This window comes from Bacillus sp. MN7755 (assembly GCF_054771475.1).
In genome coordinates this window covers 181,342-202,162 of record NZ_BTRL01000006.1, presented here as the reverse complement: position 1 = coordinate 202,162, position 20,821 = coordinate 181,342, and the positions used below count along the sequence as shown (strand labels likewise).

Annotated in this window: 18 protein-coding genes; 6 read left to right on the top strand and 12 right to left on the bottom strand. The window is 36.0% G+C overall.

What is annotated here, in order from left to right; all coding sequences use genetic code 11:
• Nucleotides 1–711 precede the first annotated feature (711 nt).
• A complete protein-coding gene (locus ACYVEC_RS05185) occupies nt 712–3,756 on the top strand; it encodes an efflux RND transporter permease subunit (protein WP_063225086.1) in 3,045 nt (1,014 codons plus the stop codon).
• 43 nt (nt 3,757–3,799) lie between these two features.
• Here ACYVEC_RS05185 and ACYVEC_RS05180 read toward each other — a convergent pair whose 3' ends face one another.
• From ACYVEC_RS05180 to ACYVEC_RS05165, 4 genes are all read right to left on the bottom strand, one after another.
• Nucleotides 3,800–4,324 carry a P-loop nucleotide/nucleoside kinase family protein gene (locus ACYVEC_RS05180; RefSeq protein ID WP_199678137.1) on the bottom strand — a complete coding sequence of 175 codons (525 nt, stop codon included), beginning with the start codon at nt 4,322–4,324 and terminating at the stop codon, nt 3,800–3,802.
• 134 nt (nt 4,325–4,458) lie between these two features.
• Nucleotides 4,459–5,379, bottom strand: a complete 921-nt coding sequence (gene pstA / locus ACYVEC_RS05175; RefSeq protein WP_063225087.1) for a phosphate ABC transporter permease PstA — start codon at nt 5,377–5,379, stop codon at nt 4,459–4,461.
• A 2-nt stretch (nt 5,380–5,381) separates the two neighbouring features.
• Complete coding sequence (gene pstC / locus ACYVEC_RS05170; protein WP_000676673.1) at nt 5,382–6,272, bottom strand: phosphate ABC transporter permease subunit PstC; 891 nt, start codon at nt 6,270–6,272, stop codon at nt 5,382–5,384.
• A gap of 70 nt (nt 6,273–6,342) precedes the next feature.
• Nucleotides 6,343–7,245: a phosphate ABC transporter substrate-binding protein PstS family protein gene (locus tag ACYVEC_RS05165; RefSeq protein ID WP_063225088.1), complete on the bottom strand. Its 903-nt coding sequence runs from the start codon at nt 7,243–7,245 to the stop codon at nt 6,343–6,345.
• A gap of 509 nt (nt 7,246–7,754) precedes the next feature.
• Here ACYVEC_RS05165 and ACYVEC_RS05160 point away from each other — a divergent pair.
• The 3 genes from ACYVEC_RS05160 to ACYVEC_RS05150 are packed head-to-tail and all read left to right on the top strand — an operon-like array spanning nt 7,755 to nt 10,109.
• Nucleotides 7,755–8,012 (top strand): FeoA family protein, encoded by a 258-nt coding sequence (locus ACYVEC_RS05160; RefSeq protein WP_000252989.1) that lies wholly within the window; start codon nt 7,755–7,757, stop codon nt 8,010–8,012.
• Nucleotides 8,009–8,731, top strand: coding sequence for a FeoB small GTPase domain-containing protein (locus tag ACYVEC_RS05155; RefSeq protein WP_063225089.1), 723 nt, complete (start codon nt 8,009–8,011; stop codon nt 8,729–8,731). Before ACYVEC_RS05160 ends, ACYVEC_RS05155 begins: the two co-directional genes overlap by 4 nt.
• Nucleotides 8,709–10,109 (top strand): nucleoside recognition domain-containing protein, encoded by a 1,401-nt coding sequence (locus ACYVEC_RS05150; protein WP_000443600.1) that lies wholly within the window; start codon nt 8,709–8,711, stop codon nt 10,107–10,109. The genes ACYVEC_RS05155 and ACYVEC_RS05150 overlap by 23 nt, the downstream gene beginning before the upstream one ends.
• A 60-nt stretch (nt 10,110–10,169) precedes the next feature.
• On the opposite strand, the gene ACYVEC_RS05145 is transcribed toward ACYVEC_RS05150, so the two are convergent.
• The 8 genes from ACYVEC_RS05145 to ACYVEC_RS05110 form a co-directional block, all read right to left on the bottom strand.
• Nucleotides 10,170–10,307 (bottom strand): hypothetical protein, encoded by a 138-nt coding sequence (locus ACYVEC_RS05145; protein WP_080468767.1) that lies wholly within the window; start codon nt 10,305–10,307, stop codon nt 10,170–10,172.
• Between the two features lie 11 nt (nt 10,308–10,318).
• A complete protein-coding gene (locus tag ACYVEC_RS05140) occupies nt 10,319–11,485 on the bottom strand; it encodes a Ger(x)C family spore germination protein (RefSeq protein ID WP_063225090.1) in 1,167 nt (388 codons plus the stop codon).
• Nucleotides 11,469–12,593 carry an endospore germination permease gene (locus ACYVEC_RS05135; RefSeq protein WP_063225091.1) on the bottom strand — a complete coding sequence of 375 codons (1,125 nt, stop codon included), beginning with the start codon at nt 12,591–12,593 and terminating at the stop codon, nt 11,469–11,471. The genes ACYVEC_RS05140 and ACYVEC_RS05135 overlap by 17 nt, the downstream gene beginning before the upstream one ends.
• Entirely contained in the window at nt 12,594–14,072 is a 1,479-nt protein-coding gene (gerLA, locus tag ACYVEC_RS05130) for a spore germination protein GerLA (RefSeq protein WP_336448521.1), read from the bottom strand.
• A 101-nt stretch (nt 14,073–14,173) separates the two neighbouring features.
• Nucleotides 14,174–15,646, bottom strand: coding sequence for a sodium:solute symporter family protein (locus tag ACYVEC_RS05125; protein WP_460505826.1), 1,473 nt, complete (start codon nt 15,644–15,646; stop codon nt 14,174–14,176).
• The gene (locus tag ACYVEC_RS05120) at nt 15,643–15,840 is read right to left on the bottom strand and encodes a DUF3311 domain-containing protein (RefSeq protein WP_460505824.1); all 198 of its coding nucleotides are present in this window, start codon (nt 15,838–15,840) and stop codon (nt 15,643–15,645) included. Before ACYVEC_RS05120 ends, ACYVEC_RS05125 begins: the two co-directional genes overlap by 4 nt.
• A 1-nt stretch (nt 15,841) precedes the next feature.
• A complete protein-coding gene (locus ACYVEC_RS05115) occupies nt 15,842–17,017 on the bottom strand; it encodes an amidohydrolase (RefSeq protein WP_063225094.1) in 1,176 nt (391 codons plus the stop codon).
• 132 nt (nt 17,018–17,149) lie between these two features.
• Nucleotides 17,150–17,860, bottom strand: a complete 711-nt coding sequence (locus ACYVEC_RS05110; protein ID WP_063225214.1) for a C39 family peptidase — start codon at nt 17,858–17,860, stop codon at nt 17,150–17,152.
• A 376-nt stretch (nt 17,861–18,236) separates the two neighbouring features.
• Between ACYVEC_RS05110 and ACYVEC_RS05105 the strand changes: the two genes are divergently transcribed.
• Nucleotides 18,237–19,652 (top strand): amino acid permease, encoded by a 1,416-nt coding sequence (locus tag ACYVEC_RS05105; RefSeq protein ID WP_063225095.1) that lies wholly within the window; start codon nt 18,237–18,239, stop codon nt 19,650–19,652.
• 282 nt (nt 19,653–19,934) lie between these two features.
• Entirely contained in the window at nt 19,935–20,810 is an 876-nt protein-coding gene (locus ACYVEC_RS05100) for a cytochrome aa3 quinol oxidase subunit II (protein ID WP_063225096.1), read from the top strand.
• Nucleotides 20,811–20,821: the final 11 nt, after the last annotated feature.

Genomic DNA, 20,821 nt, shown 5'->3' with positions numbered 1-20,821 from the left:
AAAGAACTTGTCTGTCGCTCAGAAGCGACTTCATCATATTAACATCTTCATTTTTCGATGTCAACCAAGTTTTAAAATTTCTTTTTTGTCGTTTTCTGCGTTTCCGCATCAGCGACGTTTATTAATATACCATCATGTTTTTTTAATAACAAGTGTTTTTTATAAAAAAATACAAAAAAATTTCCACCCTACTTTCTTCTATATAGATACACCTCATCCTCCTCTACGGAAAACAGCTATTTAAATTGTATACCAATATACTCTAATTGACCAAACTGCATCTCATAACCCCTTCCTAGCTTGCATTCTCTTCTATACTAAAGCCCATAATCATTTACTTCTCTATAAACTAACAATAAAAAAACAAATCAATCCACACAAAAAAGAAAATATATACACCACTCCCCTCTCCAATCAATATCTTCACTTCCTAGATAAAGCGAACAAGCTGATTTTTTGTTTTGTGCTCCACACAAATTATTAGTTAAACGAATCAGGTGTCTACAGGTAGCCCGACTCCAACCGAAATTTTAGGCGGGAGTCTTATCGCCCTACGAATAGCGGGATAAATAACGAAATACCAACAAAAACATTACCTTAAAATTATTGTTAGAATTTTTTTACATTTAATTAATGAAAAATATCCATTTTTTGTTATATAGTAAGAAAGGACGTACCCAACTATAAATAAACCAATGGAGGAATTACTTTATGGATAGGTTAACAAAGTTTTCATTGAAAAACCGAGCCGCTGTTATCATCATGGTTTTTCTCATTTCCATACTCGGCGTTTATTCCGGCTCTAAATTACCTATGGAGTTTTTACCAAGCATCGATAATCCAGCAGTCACTGTCACCACCTTATCTCCAGGACTCGACGCTGAAGCAATGACGAAAGAAGTAACTGATCCCCTCGAAAAACAATTTCGCAATTTAGAGCACATCGACAACATCACTTCTTCTACGCATGAGGGATTATCACGCATCGATATTGCGTATACATCCAAAGCAAATATGAAAGATGCAGCAAGCGAAGTTGAAAAGGCGATTAATACAATTAAATTACCTAAAGATGCAACGAAACCCGTAGTTAGCCAACTAAATACTTCTATGATTCCACTCGCTCAAATTGCAATCCAGAAGCAAAACGGATTTTCAAAAGCAGATGAAAAACAAATCGAAAAAGAAATCGTACCACAACTCGAAAGCATTGATGGTGTTGCCAACGTTATGTTTTTCGGAAAATCAGCTTCTGAATTATCTATCACACTAGACCCAAACCAATTAAAAGATAAAAACGTAACAACCGAGCAAATATTAAAAGTTTTACAAGGAAAAGAAACTTCCACTCCAGCTGGATCCATTACCGTTAATAAAGAAGAATATAATCTTCGCGTCATTGGGGATATAAAAAATGTAGATGACATTAAAAACATCACCATTGCACCTCAAGTAAAATTACAAGATGTTGCTCAAGTTGAACTTAAACAGCACTACGATACAATCTCACATATAAATGGAGAAGAAGGCACTGGATTAATCATCATGAAAGAGCCAAGTAAAAATGCAGTTGCAATCGGAAAAGAAATTGATAAAAAAATCAAAGATATAAGTAAAGAATATAAAGATCAGTTTTCTATTAAACTTTTAGCCTCAACTCATGAGCAAGTTGAAAATGCTGTTACTAGTATGGGAAAAGAAGTAATCCTTGGAGCAATTGCTGCAACTCTAATTATCTTAATCTTTTTGCGTAACTTCCGAACGACACTCATCGCTGTCGTCAGTATTCCATTATCTATTTTATTAACACTTTTTTTACTACAACAATCTAATATCACACTTAACACCCTAACACTTGGTGGTTTAGCCGTTGCAGTGGGACGTCTCGTCGATGATAGCATCGTTGTCATTGAGAATATTTTCCGTCGTTTACAAAAAGAATCTTTCTCTAAAGATATTATTCTCGATGCAACGAAAGAGGTCGCCGTCGCAATTACTTCTTCCACTTTAACAACGGTCGCTGTTTTCTTACCTATCGGCCTCGTATCAGGAGTAATCGGAAAATTAATGTTACCTATGGTATTAGCAGTTGTATATTCTATTCTTTCATCCTTACTCGTTGCACTAACAGTTGTTCCACTTATGGCTTTTTTACTACTCAAAAAGACAAAACATCGAAAGCCAAATTCTTCACCACGATATGTCGCTACATTAAAGTGGGCTCTTTCGCATAAATTCATTATTCTACTTACTTCTTTTTTATTATTTGCAGGATCGATTGCAGCCTATATATTACTACCGAAAGCGAACATAAAATCTGAAGACGACACAATGTTATCTATTAACATGACTTTCCCAGCTGATTACGCTGCTGAAACACAAAAACAAAAAGCCTTCGATTTCGAAAAGAAATTACTTTCTAATTCAGATGTAACGGATGTTATTTTACGAATGGGATCTAGCGCAGAAGATGCACAATGGGGACAAACAACGAAAAATAATCTTGCCAGTATATTTGTAGTCTTCAAGAAAGGCTCTGATATTGATCAGTATATTAAAGAGTTAAAAAAAGGACATAAAGCTTTTGAGCCCGCTGAACTTGATTATATAAAAACGAGTTATTCAAGCTCTGGCGGCGGTAATATTTTACAATTTAACGTAACAGCCACTAACGAAACGAATTTGAAAGAGGCTGCTACTATCGTCGAAACAAAACTAAAAGATATGCCTACTCTCTCTAAAGTAAAAACGAATTTAGAAGACTCTAAGAAAGAATGGCAAATCCATGTTGATCAAACAAAGGCCGAACAACTAGGATTAACACCAGAATTAGCAGCACAACAAGTAGCATTCCTTATGAAGAAATCACCTATTGGTGAAGTTTCAATCAATAATGAAAAAACAACTATTATGATAGAACACAGAAAGGAAAACATTACTAAACAAGAAGATATTTTAAACACAAGTATATTATCACCTATCAATGGACCAATTCCTTTAAAAGACATTGCAACTATTTCAGAAAAGCAACTTCAAACAGAAGTCTTCCATAAAGACGGAAAAGAAACGATTCAAATTACGGCAGAAGCTACAAATGAAGATTTAAGTAAAGTAAGCACAGAAGTAAACAAAGCGATAACTGGTTTAGATTTACCTAGCGGCGCAAAAGTAAATATTGCAGGCGCCACTGAATCTATGCAAGAGAACTTCACGGACCTATTCAAAATTATGGGAATTGCAATCGGGATTGTATATTTAATAATGGTTATTACCTTCGGGCAAGCACGCGCTCCTTTCGCAATTCTGTTCTCCTTGCCACTAGCTGCTGTCGGCGGCATTTTAGGATTAATCGTTTCAGGAACACCTGTTGATATAAATTCATTAATTGGCGCATTAATGTTAATCGGGATTGTCGTTACAAACGCTATCGTATTAATAGAAAGAGTACAACAAAATCGAGAACATGGAATGGAAACAAGAGATGCCTTACTAGAAGCGGGATCCACTAGATTACGTCCAATTATTATGACAGCTATAACGACAATCGTCGCTATGCTACCACTCCTATTCGGTCAATCCCAAGCAGGAAGTATGGTATCAAAAAGTTTGGCGGTCGTTGTCATCGGTGGTTTAGCAGTTTCAACTGTTCTTACATTAGTAGTTGTTCCAGTTATGTATGAACTATTAGATAAAATCGGAAGAAAAAGACGCTCTCGCAGAAAAATAAGCACTTCTACAGAAACACCTGATATTTAAAGAAAAAGCGTTATCTTCACGAATGAAGATAATGCTTTTTTCTCTACCTACTCATATAATCCATCATTTTCTCCGCATACCGCTCTAGAGGTTCACTAGAATCCACAATAAGATATTCACTATTTAGAGGTCTTTTACTACCATCTAACCACTTTTTAAAAGCCACTTCCGACTCTACCTTTTCAATTTGACTGACCATACGCTTACGTATTTGTAACCTATTATTAATCTCTTCCATATCATTCAGATAACACTCAATATATTTATATTTCACACCATGTTTATCAGACAGATTAATTCCTTTTTCAACCATTACTTCATATAGACATGGACTATCCAATATCACACTATGTCCTTGTTCTAAATATGAATCAATCAATACCCATTCAACGTCGTATGATACTCCTCCAACAATCACCGATTCAATTCCTTTCATTTCTAATGATTGTAACAATGCGGATTTCAAAACATCATGATCTACAATTACAGCACCTGTTAACTTCGCTATATACTTAGAAACTGTCGATTTTCCTGTTCCAGGAAAACCTGACATTTGTAGAAAAAACAATTCCTCCACTCCTTCATTTGCCCCTATTCATCTCTATAATTAATTACAAATTCAACAATCACTACATCCATTCCTTCTATATTAAAGTACAAAAAAGAACTCCTACTTATAAGTAGAGAGTTCTCTTTTGTAATCTATGCTGCATTTACCTTCTTCGTCGTTTTACTTTTTCTTTTCGTCCCTGTAAAACGTTTGTGCAATACAGATGCTACCAAGCGTGAAATAACATTGAATAGTAATACCATAATAATTAATACTGCTGCAGATTTTGTCGCAATCAACTTCGCATCTGGAATAACTCCTTCAGAATTCAGCTTCCAAATGTGAACCGCTAACGTTTCAGCTGGTCTAAACGGATTTAAAGGATGCGCAGGGCTTGAGAAGTCCGCTGCCGAATTTAAAATCGGAGATGTTAAACCCGCTGTGTAAATCAATGCTGCTGCTTCCCCAAATATACGACCCGCCGCTAAAATAATACCTGTAATAATTTGCGGTAATGATGACGGGATAATAATACGAGCGATCGTTTGCCACTTCGTTGCACCTAATCCAAGACTTGCCTCTTTTACATTATGAGGAACTTCTGAAATCGCATTTTCACAAACACGCGTTAAACCTGGTAAGTTTAAAATCGTTAAAGCAAGGGCACCACCCATTACTGTGTATCCCCAACCTGTCATAGTAACAAACACTAACAAACCAAATAAACCAACAACAATAGATGGTAAAGACGCCATTGTCTCAATACATAAACGAACAAAGTTTAAAAAACGTCCTTGTTTTGCATACTCTGCTAAATATATTCCAGCACCTAACCCAAGAGGGATAGATATAATAAGCGTTATAACAAGCATATAGAAGGAATTAAACAACTGCGGACCAATCCCACCACCAGCTCTTGTATTACTTGGTTCTCCAAACAAGAAACTAGGATCCCAAAATCCCCATCCCTTTTGTAAAATTTCAAACACTAAGAACACCAGCATAGCTACAACTAAAGCCGCAACCGCATAAAAAACACCTGTCCAAACTTTATTTACCGTTCTTGCATTCATTATTATCGCTCACCTCTTTGCCCAATCGCTCGAATTACTAAAATAAACAGGAATGAAATAACAAGTAAAATCATCGCTAAACTCCATAGCGCATTGTTCCAAGCAGTTCCGTTTAATGTATTTGTCATGTCCATTGTCAAAATACCAGTTAACGTTGCTGTCGGACTATATATTCCTTCTGGTAATTTAATTGTGTTCCCAATTACCATTTGAACCGCTAACGCTTCACCAAAAGCACGCGCCAAACCTAAAACAACACCCGTTAAAATCCCTTTTTTCGCAGCAGGAACAATCACTCGGCTAATCGCTTGCCATTTCGTTGATCCTAGACCATAAGAAGCTTCTAAATAATCAAATGGAACAGAGCGTATTGCATCAGAAGCGATACTAGCAATAGTAGGTAAAATCATAATACTTAATACAACAATACCTGCAATTAAACTAAAGCCTACTCCCCCAAACGAATCACGTAATAGCGGTACTAAAATCGTAACCCCTAATAACCCGTATACTACCGAAGGAATACCAACTAATAATTCTAAAACAGGCTTTAATACTTTATTTCCAAACTTCGGCGAAATTAAATTCATGAATATAGCAAGAGCTATAGCAATTGGCGCACTAATTATAACCGCACCTAACGAAACCACTGTTGAACCTACAATGAAAATCAAAGCCCCGAAGGTTCCTTCGTCAGCATTCGGATTCCATTTTGTCGATGTTAACATCTCAGTAAATGAGATACCACTTTGCGTAAAAGATTGAATACCTTTACCGCAAATAAAAGCAATAATAGCTAATGTAATTAAAACAATAAAAATACCGCAAAACGTAACAAGCGATCTTCCTATATATTCACTTTTTACGTAATTAATTTGTTTTTTCCCCTTCATCACAGGTCAGACCCCACTTCATAGATTGAAATGAACAGGACTGGCCTTGCAGCCAGCCCCATAAATTTGATTACTTATTTAATTTAGACATTGGAATGTAGCCCATATCTTCTACTTGCTTTTCAAAGTCTTTACCTTTTACATAATCAATGTAAGCTTTCGTTGCTTCTTTCGCTTCACCTTTTGTTACCATGTACTCGTAAGACCAGAATGGATATTTGCCAGACGAAATGTTTTCAACTTTTGGTTCAGCGCCATCAATTTTCACTGTTTGTAGTGCACCTTTTTTATCGCCAACCATGTAAGACATTGCTAAATAACTTACTGATCCTGGAGTAGAGTTAATCGCTTGCTCTACTGCACCGTTAGAATCTTGTGTAGTACCAGTTCCATCATTGATTTTCGCGTCTTTCATAATTGTTTTTTCAAATGTAGCACGTGTACCAGACGAAGCTGGACGATTAATTACGTTGATTTTTTCGTCTTTCCCGCCTACTTCTTTCCAGTTTGTTACTTTTCCAGTGAAGATATCTTGTACTTGTTGTACTGTTAAGTTATCAACTTTTACATCTTTATTTACGACAAGCGCGAATGCAATACCCGCAACCTTGTTATCTACTAATTCTTTCGCTTTTTCAGCATCTTTTATTTTATCTCCAGATGGAACATCTGAATTACCAATTTGTACTGCACCCGATGCTACTTGGTTAATCCCAGTTCCACTACCGCCACCTTGAACTTGAATAGAAACTTTTGAATTTTTCTCCATGAATTTCTTTCCAGCTTCCTCCGCAAGAGGTAGAAGAGCTGTAGAACCAGCCGCTGCAATCGTACCTGATAATTCTTGTTTTGTATTATCGCTTCCTTTAGCAGTTTCTTTACTAGCTGTATCTTCTGCTTTCCCACATCCAACTAACGCTCCTGCTACCACTAAAGCCGCTAAAGAAAATTTAATACCTTTTTTCATAACCATGTCTTGTACCCCCATTTGGATTATCACTTTTCGAATTCATTTTCTTTCGAACACAAATTCATTGTAGGACAGCAATATTATGTGAGTGTTAAGCAATCTTTAATTTTAAGTAAATAACGATAATAACCCTTAAAAGCTAGGAATCCCAAGATTTATAGTTAAAAACCCCAACAAAATCCACACTAATTAAGTTGTAATGTAAATTTATTCTTAACAATGTAAATTAAATGTAAATGTTTTTCACTCTTTTCCCCTTCTGCTTAAAAATACATTTACAAATCCATTATATTTTTTAACTTTTACATCCTTACTTTATTTACATTAAACAGAATTTCAGTAATATTTTTTAGTACAACTAAATAAATTGGAACAATTCTAAAAATAAATGAATATTTTTAAAGTACCAATTGACAGCATCATCCAATGTAGTCTACTATATTACTAACAAAAAGTTTACCTAAGGAAACTTTTTAAACTTAAACTAACAATATAGAGATGAGGTAACTTTTATGGTATCGGCTAATACAAAACCACTTTCCGAATTTAAGACAGGAGAGTTTGTACAAATTGAGAAGATACAATTAGAAGGAACTATGAAACGACGTTTATTAGATTTAGGATTTATCCCTGGCGCAACGATTAAAGTATTACAACGCAGTCCACTTGGAGATCCGGTCGCTTATCAAGTAAGCAACACAACTATTGCGCTACGCAAGGAAGAAAGTTCCCTTATTTTCGGGGTATTAATAGGAGATGATTTCAGATGAGCAAACATCGCATTGCTTTAGCTGGTAACCCGAATACCGGGAAAAGTACATTATTTAATACTTTAACAGGCTTAAAACAACATACTGGAAACTGGACGGGAAAAACTGTTTTGAAAGCTGAAGGGGAATATGAACATAACAGTAGTAAATATACATTAATAGATTTACCGGGAACTTACTCACTATATTCAAATTCTGCGGATGAAGAAGTAGCAAGGGATTATATTATATTTGAAAAACCAGAAGTAACTGTAGTTGTTATAGATGCAACTGCTATGGAGAGAAATTTAAATTTAGCACTCCAAGTGATGGAAATGACGAGCAACGTAGTCATTTGTATTAACTTAATTGATGAAGCTGAGAAAAAAGGCATCGTTATTGATGAAAAGAAATTAGCAAAATCACTCGGTGTACCTGTAGTTAAGATTTCTGCTCGTAATCGCGTAGGCATCGGTCATTTACTAAATGTCATTGCCAAAGTAGCAAATAAAAAACTAATTCCAACACCAATTAAAATTTCTTACAGCGAAAAAATCGAAAATATGATCCAGGAGTTAGAACCACAAATTTATAAAGTGTTCGGCGATACGTATCCAGCACGTTGGATTGCGTTACGTATATTAGATGGAGATAAAAATTTCTTAACTACACTTCAAAAACACCATAATGAACCACTTGTAAGGGAGGTCGTAATGAATGGAATCTCACTCAGCCAGTAAAGCTCTTCCATTGGACTATATTATTCAACATGCACAAACACTATCAAAAGAAGATATACGAGATGATATTGTCGGAGATATTTACCGAACATCCGCAAGCATATGTAAAGAATCTGTTCAATATACAAATACGGATAAATTGTATCGTTCTGAAAAACTAGATAAAATTTTCACATCTCCAATCTGGGGATTTCCAATTATGCTCGGTATTTTATCTATCATTTTTTATCTTACAATTGCAGGCGCTAACGTACCGTCTGATATGATTGCTGAGTTCTTCGGATGGGCCGAAGGGTATTTAACTTCTTGGTTCCAGGCAGCACATGCACCCGAATGGTTACATGGCATTTTAATACTTGGCTTATTCCGTGGTATCGGTGCTGTTATTAGCGTTATGTTACCACCTATGGCCATCTTTTTCCCTATGTTCGCACTATTAGAAAACTACGGGTACTTACCACGCGTTGCGTTTAATATGGACCGCTTATTCAAACGCTCTGGTGCACACGGCAAACAATCTTTGACAATGGCAATGGGCTTTGGTTGTAATGCAGCAGCCATCATGTCAACACGTATTATTGAATCACCACGTGAACGCATGCTTGCAATCTTAACAAACAATTTCGTTCCTTGTAACGGTCGCTGGCCTATGTTAATTTTAATGGCCTCATTATTTATGGCTGCTGGTTATACAGGTAGTATGCAAACATTGGTTACTGCTGGCGTTGTAGTTGGTATGGTTGTAATTGGTATTATTATGACATTAACCGTTTCCTGGGTACTATCAAAAACAGCTTTAAAAGGCGTTCCAACTCACTACACACTTGAGTTACCGCCGTACCGTAAGCCAAAGGTTTGGAATACAATTGTACGTGCAACACTCGATAAATCAGTCTATGTTTTAAAACGAGCTGTTGTTGTAGCTGCCCCTGCGGCTGCATTAACTTGGTTACTAGCTAATATTTTCATCGGTGACACAAGCCTACTTATGTATTTTGTAAACTTCCTAGATCCATTCGCTAAAATGTTAGGACTTGACGGCTTTATTCTAGCTGCGTTCATTCTTGGACTACCAGCGAATGAGATTGTTATCCCGATTTTATTAATGTCTTACTTATCAACCGGAGCTTTAACTGAAATAGATGATTTTAATCAAATTAAAAATCTATTCTTAGAAAATGGTTGGACTTGGTTAACAGCGTTAAACACAATGTTGTTCTCACTTCTTCATTTCCCATGTGGAACAACACTGGTTAACATATATAAAGAAACAAAAAGTGCAAAATGGACATTCTTATCGTTTGCAATCCCTACCGTTATCGCCATTGTTGTGACATTCCTCTCTACACAATTGGTACATTGGTTAGGGCTTGTATAAGCAAAGCATACATAGAAGGTATCCCCCTTCACATATGCTTTGCGCGAAAGAAACCTGAGATTATTCAGGTTTCTTTTTTTGTATATCAGTATTCCAAGGCTGTGCTCCATACGTTGCGAGTTTCTTATGAATAAAGTATATGGCTCCCGGAAGAACCGCCATTAATATCGTGCAACTAATCCCCAATCCAGTAAACAACTTCCATCACCTTATTTCACTCTTTTCGGTAAAGCTGAACCAGAATGTTCAATTGTTGGATGAACATGAACAGTAATTTCAGCATTACTAAAGTAATTTTCACCTTGATCCCAATTCTTACTTATCTTTTTCCACTCTTTATAATTATGTCGCTTATATACTTCCCCTAATTCTAATACATCTACCTTATATTTTTTTTGAACAAGCTTAATCGATTTTTGGATGCGTTTCTCCATTTCCTCCGAGATATCCTTCTCTAAACGCTTTTCATTCAAAACCTTTATATGATTACTAAAGTGCAATTCGGCCAATGTACCATCCATAGATAAATGAATATTAAACTTCGGTTTTGTAGCATTCTTTGTAGATACTTTAATCTTTCGACGAAGCTTATGAATTTCATATGTAACAAGTTGACCCTTTTTACGAATGGTAAAAAAACCTCCAATTTTTTTGCCTATTATATAATTCATGCCCAATGTTTGTTCCCCATTCAAACGCCCCACACACTTATTATCCTTCCCTCGAAACAGCGCTGCCCCATCCATTTGTACCCCTTGTTTGGTTAGACGGAGAATAGGTAATACAAAACTTCTCTTGGAAATCATCTTTTCCTGTATTTCACCAATTCTTGAGGCTTCAATCATTTGAGCATTTTTAGGAGGGTGTTCAGCTAACATATCAATGTACTGTGCTGGTAAGTTTTCAGGTTTTGCACTCTGCTTTAAAATCGCCTCTGCATTCTCCTTTGAAACGAACAAACGAATATTTCTTCTCATTTCATGATCGCGAATATATAAATCTAACGTATTTTGTAAAACATATGGCTTCGAAAGTAATTTTTCAGAGAAAATGATCACTTGTATATGTGGGAAAAATAATGAACGACTGATTTTTTTTGCGATAATTCGTACTTGTTCAAACACACTATCCGCTTTCGCACTCACGTTAATATAATTCTCATTATCTCCTCCCCCTTGCCCACCCTGTTGCGACAATTTACTTGGAAGTACCATCTGATACGTCCCTTTCATAATTGGATTCGATTGCTTTTCTTTCACAATATCGTAAGCCGCTCCTACTACAAACCCTCTTTCTTCTATCTCCTCTAACTCAGAACACCCACTCATAAATCCAGCTAAAACCATAACCATTATAATTTTAAGAAGGTGTTTCATTTCCACCATTCCTTCTTTTTATTTTATATACAATAAAGACTAACAAAGGCGCTAACACAACAAACCCCATATCAATCCAAGCTAAATAAGTTCCATAATGCGATAGAGTCTCCACATTACCAGGTATCATATTTACCATAAAAATAATAGGAGCAGTCACAAAAATGAATACGTGTTTCTTTACTTTTGGAAACATAGCACAAAACAATAAAGATGCGATGTCATAATACATTGCTGTAGTGTTATAAATAGTAATAATCCAAGTAGTAAAAAAAATCGCATCAAATCTTTCTAAAAACCCTCCACCAATTTCAATTTCTTTCCCTAGTTCAATTGTTGGATATGTCAATCCACGTGTTGTCATATATGTAAAAACACTAATACAAGTTGCATAAATTAAAATGTATGACAACACGTTTACCATCACTGCTTTTGCAACTGCCATTGGTGCCTTTTTTGCTGTCTTATCGTTCAACATAACGGCATAAAACAGAGCTACCTCAAATCCGATAAATGTAAAAATAGAATTTTTAACTCCTACAGCATATTGACTGATATCCGTTTGAAAAGCTGGTAGTAAATTATTTATTTCCATTAAATTTATATTCAATAAAGAAAGAAGCACTATCGCAATTAAAACAATAGGTAGGAATAGAACATTTAACCTTAATAAAGCTGCCCTCGATCCAGCTATCCCATAAACAACAACTAATAAAAAGAAAAAAGACAACAGCTGCACTGGTGTATCACTAAATAAATAAGTTTGTGAAATAATTGCAATCATCCGTGATTCATATGCTGTCAAAGCCCCAAACGTCAATACTAAAACTATACTAATCGTGTATGCCACCGGCTTCGTCAAATGTGCACTCGTATATTGAACAAAGTTTTGTTTTGGGAATAAAATAGCTACCCTCGTTACAAACCAGCCTAAAACTGCACATATTAATCCGCCCAAAAGCAAAATAATCCAACCGTCCGAAAATAAAGTTTGCGCAGCAATATCTCGAGGCATAGATAATGCACCTATACCAATAATGGTGGATGATACCGCAAACCCAATTTCCCGAGATCCAATTTCTTCATCGCCATACTCAAATGGTTTCAATTATTCTCGCTCCTTTGGACGTATTGTAGAATCTTTCGTTTGTAAATATTCCGGTCTCTCTTTCAACATTGATTTTGGCATGCGAATAAACTCTTCTTTCCAATCTTTATAAAATGCAGGAGCAATTGGAGTTGTATACGGTACACCAACACTTGTTAAATTTGTAATATGAACAGCAAGCGCAATAAGAGCTAGAATGATTCCATACAACCCAAAAGCAGTTGCTGCTAATACAAAGACGAAAAGTAAAATTCGAAACGTAATTGTGATGCTATACACCGGAAGTGAAAATGTAGCAATAGCTGTAACTGCAATAATGATAACTAAAAACGGATTTACAATCCCTGCGTTCACCGCTGCTTCTCCAATTACTAGACCACCTACAATCCCAATTGTTTGCCCCATCGGTTTCGGCAACCTAATTCCTGCTTCTCGTATTAACTCCATCGTTAATGCCATCATTAACGTTTCAATATATGCAGGAAACGGAACACCTTCTCTTGCCCCAGCAATTGAATAAGCCAATTTAGAAGGAATAAGTCCTTGATGATATGAGACGAGCGCTACATACATCGCTGGCATTAAAATCGCAATTATACCAGAACCCATCCTCAAAATTCTTAATAAAGTCCCTATTACCCAACGCTCATAATGATCTTCCACAGATTGAAAAATATCAACAAATACTAGCGGAGCTATAAGGGCAAACGGTGATCCATCCACCAAAATAGCTGCCTTTCCTTTCGCTAATGAGGCCACAATATTATCAGGCCTTTCCGTATTTAAAAACTGCGGAAACGGTGACAAATTATTATCTTGAATTAATTGCTCAATCGTACCCGTCTCAAAAACGACATCTGTCACTATTGACTGAAGACGCCGATCTAGCTCTTTTACAATGTAAGGATTAATAATGTCTTCTATATATACTAAAGTCACTTCTTTTTGGGATCTCTTTCCCATAATATAAGATTGAAATCTCAGCTTTGGGTCACGTAAACTACGGCGAATTAACATCTTATTCACGTTAATATCTTCATTTAATCCAATCCTCGGTCCACGTATTAAATCTTCTGTTACTGGCGGTTCTAAACTTCTTTTTTCCCAAGCTCTACTATTAATCAGAATAGCGGTTTGAATATTATCAATTAATATAACTGTATCTCCCGCTAAAATTGCATTTATAATATCCGGAAACGTTGTCTTCTTACCAACTTCCGCAATAGAAATAAAACGATCCAATAACGTTTGAACAACAGCTTCTTCTTTTTGTACTTCTTCATATTGAAGTGTACGAACTACATATTTATAAACATTATCCTTATCTGTTAACCCACATAAAAAAACAACAGCACAACGTGTATAACTGCCAGCAAGGACAACTTCTCTAATTGTTAAATCATTAGGTGAACCTAACTCGTCCCTAATTTCTTTCATAACTTCAAACAAGTTACCTTTTAACTCTAACAACTTCCCCACCTAACTTCCTTTTCAACAAGTTTTTAATTAGATTCCGCTAATAGAAGGAAATATATACAAAAAAGAGCTATCTCTTTTCAAAGATAGCCCTAACACACGAATCACTTTTCTACTATTATATTGTCTGTCTTTATAGACACACTTTTCGTAAACCCACTAACGATAAACATCACAATCATATTCATTAACAATGCAACTATACCTACATTTAAATCTTTTATATATTGGGGGAAACCCGGAAACATCGTAGCTATAGTTGAACCAGATAAAGTAATATATGCGACCACTAACAAACCAATCCCCATTCCTGCAATTGCCCCTTGCTTCGTAATAATCTGACGTGGAAACAAACTACATACAAGTGCTGGGAAAAGTTGTGTCACTATACTATATCCCATTAAAAGAAGTGCCCCTATCGTTTCTCCACCTTTAAAAGTGAACAAAACAGCTACAAGCGTTACTACTGGAACAAATAATTTCGCCGCTTTGGCAACTTGTCGATCCGAAGCAGTTGGGATCATTGTTCGGTAAATATTTTTCGCTAATAATGTAGAAGCGGCCATGACAAGCATAGAACCCGGAACTAATGCTGTTAAAACCCCAGCACTACCAATAATCCCAATAAACCACGGATCAAAAGTTTGAAGAGCCAGACGGAATAACGAAAGGTCTACATCCCCTCCCTTTAATCCAGGAACTTGCAAGATAGCTGCAAACCCTGCAAAGAACACGAAAAGTAAAACTAAAGAATACAATGGCATAATTGCCGCATTTTTACGAAATACTTTTTCATTTTTTGCAGAGAAAGCAGAAGCGAATGTATGGGGCCACATATAGAAACCGAGAGCTGTTAATACAATAGTAGAAACAAACCAAGAAATGCTCATTCCTTCATCAGGTAAAGATAAAAAGCCTGGTTTTGCTGCTTCTACAGCTTCGAACATCGGCTGAAATCCTCCATAATAATGATATGGTAAATATATACCTAAAAACATAACGATAAACAGTATCATAATATCCTTCAAAGCAGCTGTCCAAGCAGAGCCATGTATACCTGAAACCATTACATATATCGTTATAACAATTGCGCCAATCCACACTGCAATAACTGGTGATACCCTTCCGTAAGACGCTTCCGAAACGATAATTCCTAATCCTTTTAACTGTAAAACAAGGTATGGGATAATCGAAATAACCCCAATGATAGAAACGATAATGCCAAGTGTCTGACTCTTATATTTCTTCACAAAAAAATCCGGCTGTGAAACGAGATTATGCTCTTTCGCATACTTCCAAACTGGCGGCAATAAAAAGTAAGATAAAATATAAGCTAATGCACCATAACCTAAAATATAGAAAGTAGGTGCTCCTTTACTATATGCCCATCCACTTCCACCTAAAAATGTGAATGTCGTATAAATTTCACCTGCCATAAGGAGAAAAACAAAAACAGTGCCAAATCCTCTTCCACCAACTGACCATTGTTCTAAATTCATATCTTTTCCATATTGCGCCCGAATTCCTAAAAATAGTGCGAGAAACAAAAACAAAATAATGATAAGTAATGCGGTCATTTTACATCCCCCTTATTAGCAGGATCGAATACGTACACAATCCCCATACAAAGAGACGTAATGAGAACCGATAATAATACCCAAAATAATAAAAATGGCATCCCTAATATGTAAGGAGTAACTGAATTAACAAATACAGGTCCAATAACTAAACAAAAAACTGGAATAAGCGCTAATACGTGTATTTTCTTCATCTCATTCTCCTTTACTTATAAAATTCATAATAGATGATACAAAAACTTCCACGCCAATCGGTAATGCATCTTCATCAATCGTAAAACGAGGGTGATGGTGAGGATATATAATTCCTTTCTCTTTATTTCCCGCTCCGATAAAAAAGAATGTCCCTGGTGCCTTTTGTAAAAACGCTGAAAAATCTTCCCCGGCCATCGTCGGCTGTAAACGAGTAACTCGTTCCCTTCCATAAAGCTGTAATGCTGTTTGCTCAATAATCTCTGTAACTTCATAGTCATTTACTACTGGTCGATATCCATATTCATAAGAAAACGTATATCCCGCTCCGTAAGCACCTGTCACATGCTTCACAATCCGCTCAATCCTTTGCTCTGTTTCTTCTCGCAATTCATGTCTTAAACTCCGCACTGTCCCTTCAATCTCCGCTTGTTCTGGAATCACATTATGAGTTGTCCCAGCATGAAATTGCGTAACAGATACTACAAGGGAATCTAACGGATTCGTGAGGCGAGATACAATTTGCTGAATTTGTGTAACAACTTGTGTGCCGATGGCAATACTATCAACCGTTTCATGAGGGATTCCAGCATGTCCACCTTTTCCTTCTATCGTAATTTTAAAAACATCTGGGGCAGCCATTGCAGGACCATAAATTACACCTACTTTCCCAACCTCTAACGACGCCCAAAGGTGAGCACCAATAATATAATCCACACCTTCCATTACACCTGCTGCGACCATTTCCTCTGCACCACCAGGAAAGTTTTCTTCAGCATGTTGGAATAGAAAACGAATCTCCCCTTTAATCTTCTCTCTTTCTTCTACTAACTTATGTACGACTCCAAGTAATATCGCTATATGTCCATCATGACCACATGCATGCATCACACCTGGGTATGCAGAAATAAAATCAAACTCATTTTCTTCATGAATAGGAAGAGCATCCATATCAGCTCGAACTGCAACTATTTTACCAGGTTGCTTACCAATCAACCTTGCCATTACACTATATTTAGTAGGTCTTGACACTTCTAAATATGGGATTTTCCGAAGTATATCGAACACAAACTGCGATGTTTTCTCTTCTTGAAAAGATAGCTCTGGATACTTATGAAAATGTCTTCTCCACTCAACCAACTGATTCTTTGACAAAACAAGTTCTTTTGCAACATCCATTTCTCTTCTCTCCTCCTTCACCAAGTTAAATGTTATTATAACGTGAATCGTTAACTTTTAAAAGAATCTTCTGAATTTTCAATCTCAATAATTTAAAAATAAAAAGCCATCAAAAAGATGACTTTTTCATTATTATAAAATAGTAATCGCTTGTTTCCCCATTTGCTCCCAAGCTTTCTCAAACTCTGTTCGCGGAACAGCCAAACGCGGATTATTTTTAAGCGGATCATTTACATACACAAAGTTTTGATCATATCCAATTACTACTACACTATGCTCAAAATATGTAATTTTCACTTCGCCAGAGCTTGTTTTCCATGTTTCAAAACTACTCTCAGCTAATGGCTTAAACGTTGTATTAATAATGACCCATACCGGCGAACCAGAACTAACTACTTTATACATATCTTGCACGTCTCTACCTGTTAAATTAACTACTTTTTCAGGAACATATTTTTCCGCTAAATTAAAAATAGGTTGATTATATACACCATATCCTGGCTCTGCCTTCGTATAAATATTTCCAACGAACCCCTCATAAGGATTTCCACGTAAACCATTTTGTTCAAATGGAACACGATAAATTTCGCTAGCAAGTTGCATCTTATCTACTTGCACACCTTTATATTGTAGCAACATAGCTAAGCTTGTCACTTCACATCCACGAGGTAATTCTGGTAACTGCTTTATAAACGGAACATTTTCAATCATAGTCGCTTCTTTCATTTCAGATAGAAACTCTAAACGGAATACTTGCGCCTTTTGTATAATTTTATCTTTCCCTATAAAAAACGCGGCAGCAAGTATAATTCCTAAAACAAAAAGATATTTTAACTTTTTCATTTTAAACAAAACTCCATTAATTATTATTTTACAGACATACCTCCTATCATTGTACCTTTCTTCTTACTAGTTTGCTAGAAAGATTCTGTGAATTATTGTTCACAACTAAACGTTATAAAATTCTAATTATTTTTAATAAAGAGAAAAAACAATATACTTTTCTGAATTATTTTGCTAAAATCAAAATAATTAACATAGTGAAGATATCACCTTGTTAATAAACATTCTTAGAGTATTTAGTCATAGTTCGTATTTTTACATACTCCACTCATTTCATAATAAATAAGCCGAGTATGTGTCACATCCCCCACTAATGATTAAAAACTCTGAATGAAAAGCAGTTTATACATACAAGAAAATAACGGGGTGAGGGCATATGAATCAACAAGTAGAACAAACAGATTTAAAACGAACAATGAAAAGTAGACACCTATTTATGATTGCACTTGGTGGTGTTATCGGAACTGGCCTATTTATGGGATCTGGTCAAATCGTCCATAACGCTGGTCCTGGTGGAGCTATTCTTGCATTTTTAGTCGGTGGATTTGTTATGTATTTAACGATGTTATGTCTTGGTGAATTATCCGTTGCTATGCCAGAAGCAGGTTCATTCCAAAGCTATGCAAGCAAATTTATTTCACCTGGTTTTGGGTTTGTTGTCGGTTGGATGTATTGGTTAAATTGGGCGGTTACAGTTGGAGTAGAGCTAACAACTGTAAGTATTTTAATGAAACGTTGGTTTCCAGACGTTTCTTCGTGGATTTGGTGTGTTACATTTGCAGCAGCACTCTTTCTTGTAAACGCTTTATCAGCAAAGGCATATGCAGAAGCAGAATTTTGGTTCGCAAGTGTAAAAGTCGCAACTATTGTTGTTTTCATCGTACTCGGTGGCGCAGTTATGTTCGGTCTACTAGACTTTAACGGAAAACCAGCTCCAATGCTTCACAATTTCACTGAAAATGGCGGATTATTTCCAAATGGTGCATTAGCTGTTCTTCTTACGATGATTACAGTAAATTACTCCTTCCAGGGAACAGAATTAATCGGAATTGCTTCAGGAGAAAGTGAAAATCCTGAAAAAACAATTCCAAAAGCGATCAAAAATACCATTTGGCGCACTCTATTCTTCTTCGTCCTAGCAATATCAGTTGTTGTAGGTTTACTCCCGTGGCAAGAGGCTAATCTAGTCGAAAGTCCATTTGTACTTGTATTTGATGTAGCTGGCGTTCCATATGCAGCAGACATTATGAACTTTGTTATTATTACAGCTGTATTATCTGTAGCTAACTCTGGTCTATATGCAAATTCTCGTATGCTTTGGGCGATGGCAAAACAAGGAATGGCAAGTCCAGCATTTACGAAGTTAACTAAAAAAGGTGTACCACTAAACGCATTGATTTTCAGTCTAATCTTTGCAAGTCTGTCTCTATTAACAAGTGTATTTGCGGCAGATACTGTCTTTTTAATTTTAACATCAATTGCAGCAATGGCTGCCGTTGTCGTTTGGATGTCAATTGCGGCTTCACAGTTTTTCTTCCGTAGAAACTTCGTGAAAAACGGTGGCGACATAAATGATTTAAAATATCGTACACCACTCTATCCGCTAGTTCCAATCGTAGCGTTCTCACTCAACTTCATTACATTTGTTAGTTTAGCTTTCATCCCAGATCAGAGAATCGCTCTTTATTGCGGCATTCCATTTATGATTATTTGTTACATTTTATACCAAGTAAAATATAAAAAAGTTGTCACACTTGAACAACAACAGACTATCACACAAGGAATAAACTAAATATACAAAATATTCAGCTATCTTTCTTATGATAAGATAGCTTTTTTCTATTTCTTGGATATCCTGGTATAACTTTATTTATCTTAAAATTTTCACAATCACGTTTTTCTCTGGAAAATAGTTTACAATGTAATCAAGTTACAAATGATATTCACCTTAAAAAGTGTGCATTTGTGTCTATTTTTTAACAATATCACAAAAACTATTGCCTTCTATAAATTAATAGGTTTATATTGTTTTATTGGCATAGTTTCAATCCAAGGAGAAAGGAGATTTTCAATCGTGCAACTAAAGAAAGCATTTTGGAAGTTGGCTTCGCTTCTTCCGTTATCATTACTTCTGTTCCTCGGCGGCTGTGATAAGAAACTCGCAGTATTAAATCCGCAAGGACCTGTTGCAAAAGCACAGTATGATTTAATTGTTTGGTCATTCTTGCTTATGTCATTAATTATCGCAATTGTATTCATCCTGTTTACAGTCATCTTGATTCGTTATCGTGAAAAACCAGAGAATATGGACTACGAGCCACCTGAACAACACGGTAACACATTATTAGAAATTATTTGGACGCTTGTTCCTGTTATTATCGTTATCGCATTATCGATCCCAACAGTAAAAGCAACTTACGCTTCGGAAGAGGTTCCGAAAGAGTCCAAACATATTAAACCAGTTGAAATTTATGTTACATCTGCAAACTGGAAATGGTTATTCAGTTACCCAGAGGAAAAAATTGAAACCGTTAACTATTTAAACATCCCAGCTGGTGTACCAATTCAATTCAAACTGACTTCTGTCGGCCCAATGAATGCTTTCTGGGTACCAGAACTTGGTGGTATGAAGTACACAATGGATGGCATGATTATGGACCTTTATTTACAAGCTGATAAGCCAGGTTCTTACCTAGGCCGTAGCGCGAACTTCTCTGGTGAAGGATTCACTCACATGGAGTTCGAAGTTGAAGCAAAAACTAAAGAGAAATATGACAAGTGGGTTAAAGAAGTACAACAAACTGCTCCTAAACTAACAGAAGATAAGTACAACGAAATTGTTAAACCTGGTGTAGTTGGTCGTATGACATTCTCTAGCCATCACTTAGATTATGTAGATCCAAAATCACTTGAATATTGTGATTACAACTACTACAAAAACAAAAAATAATAGCTATAATT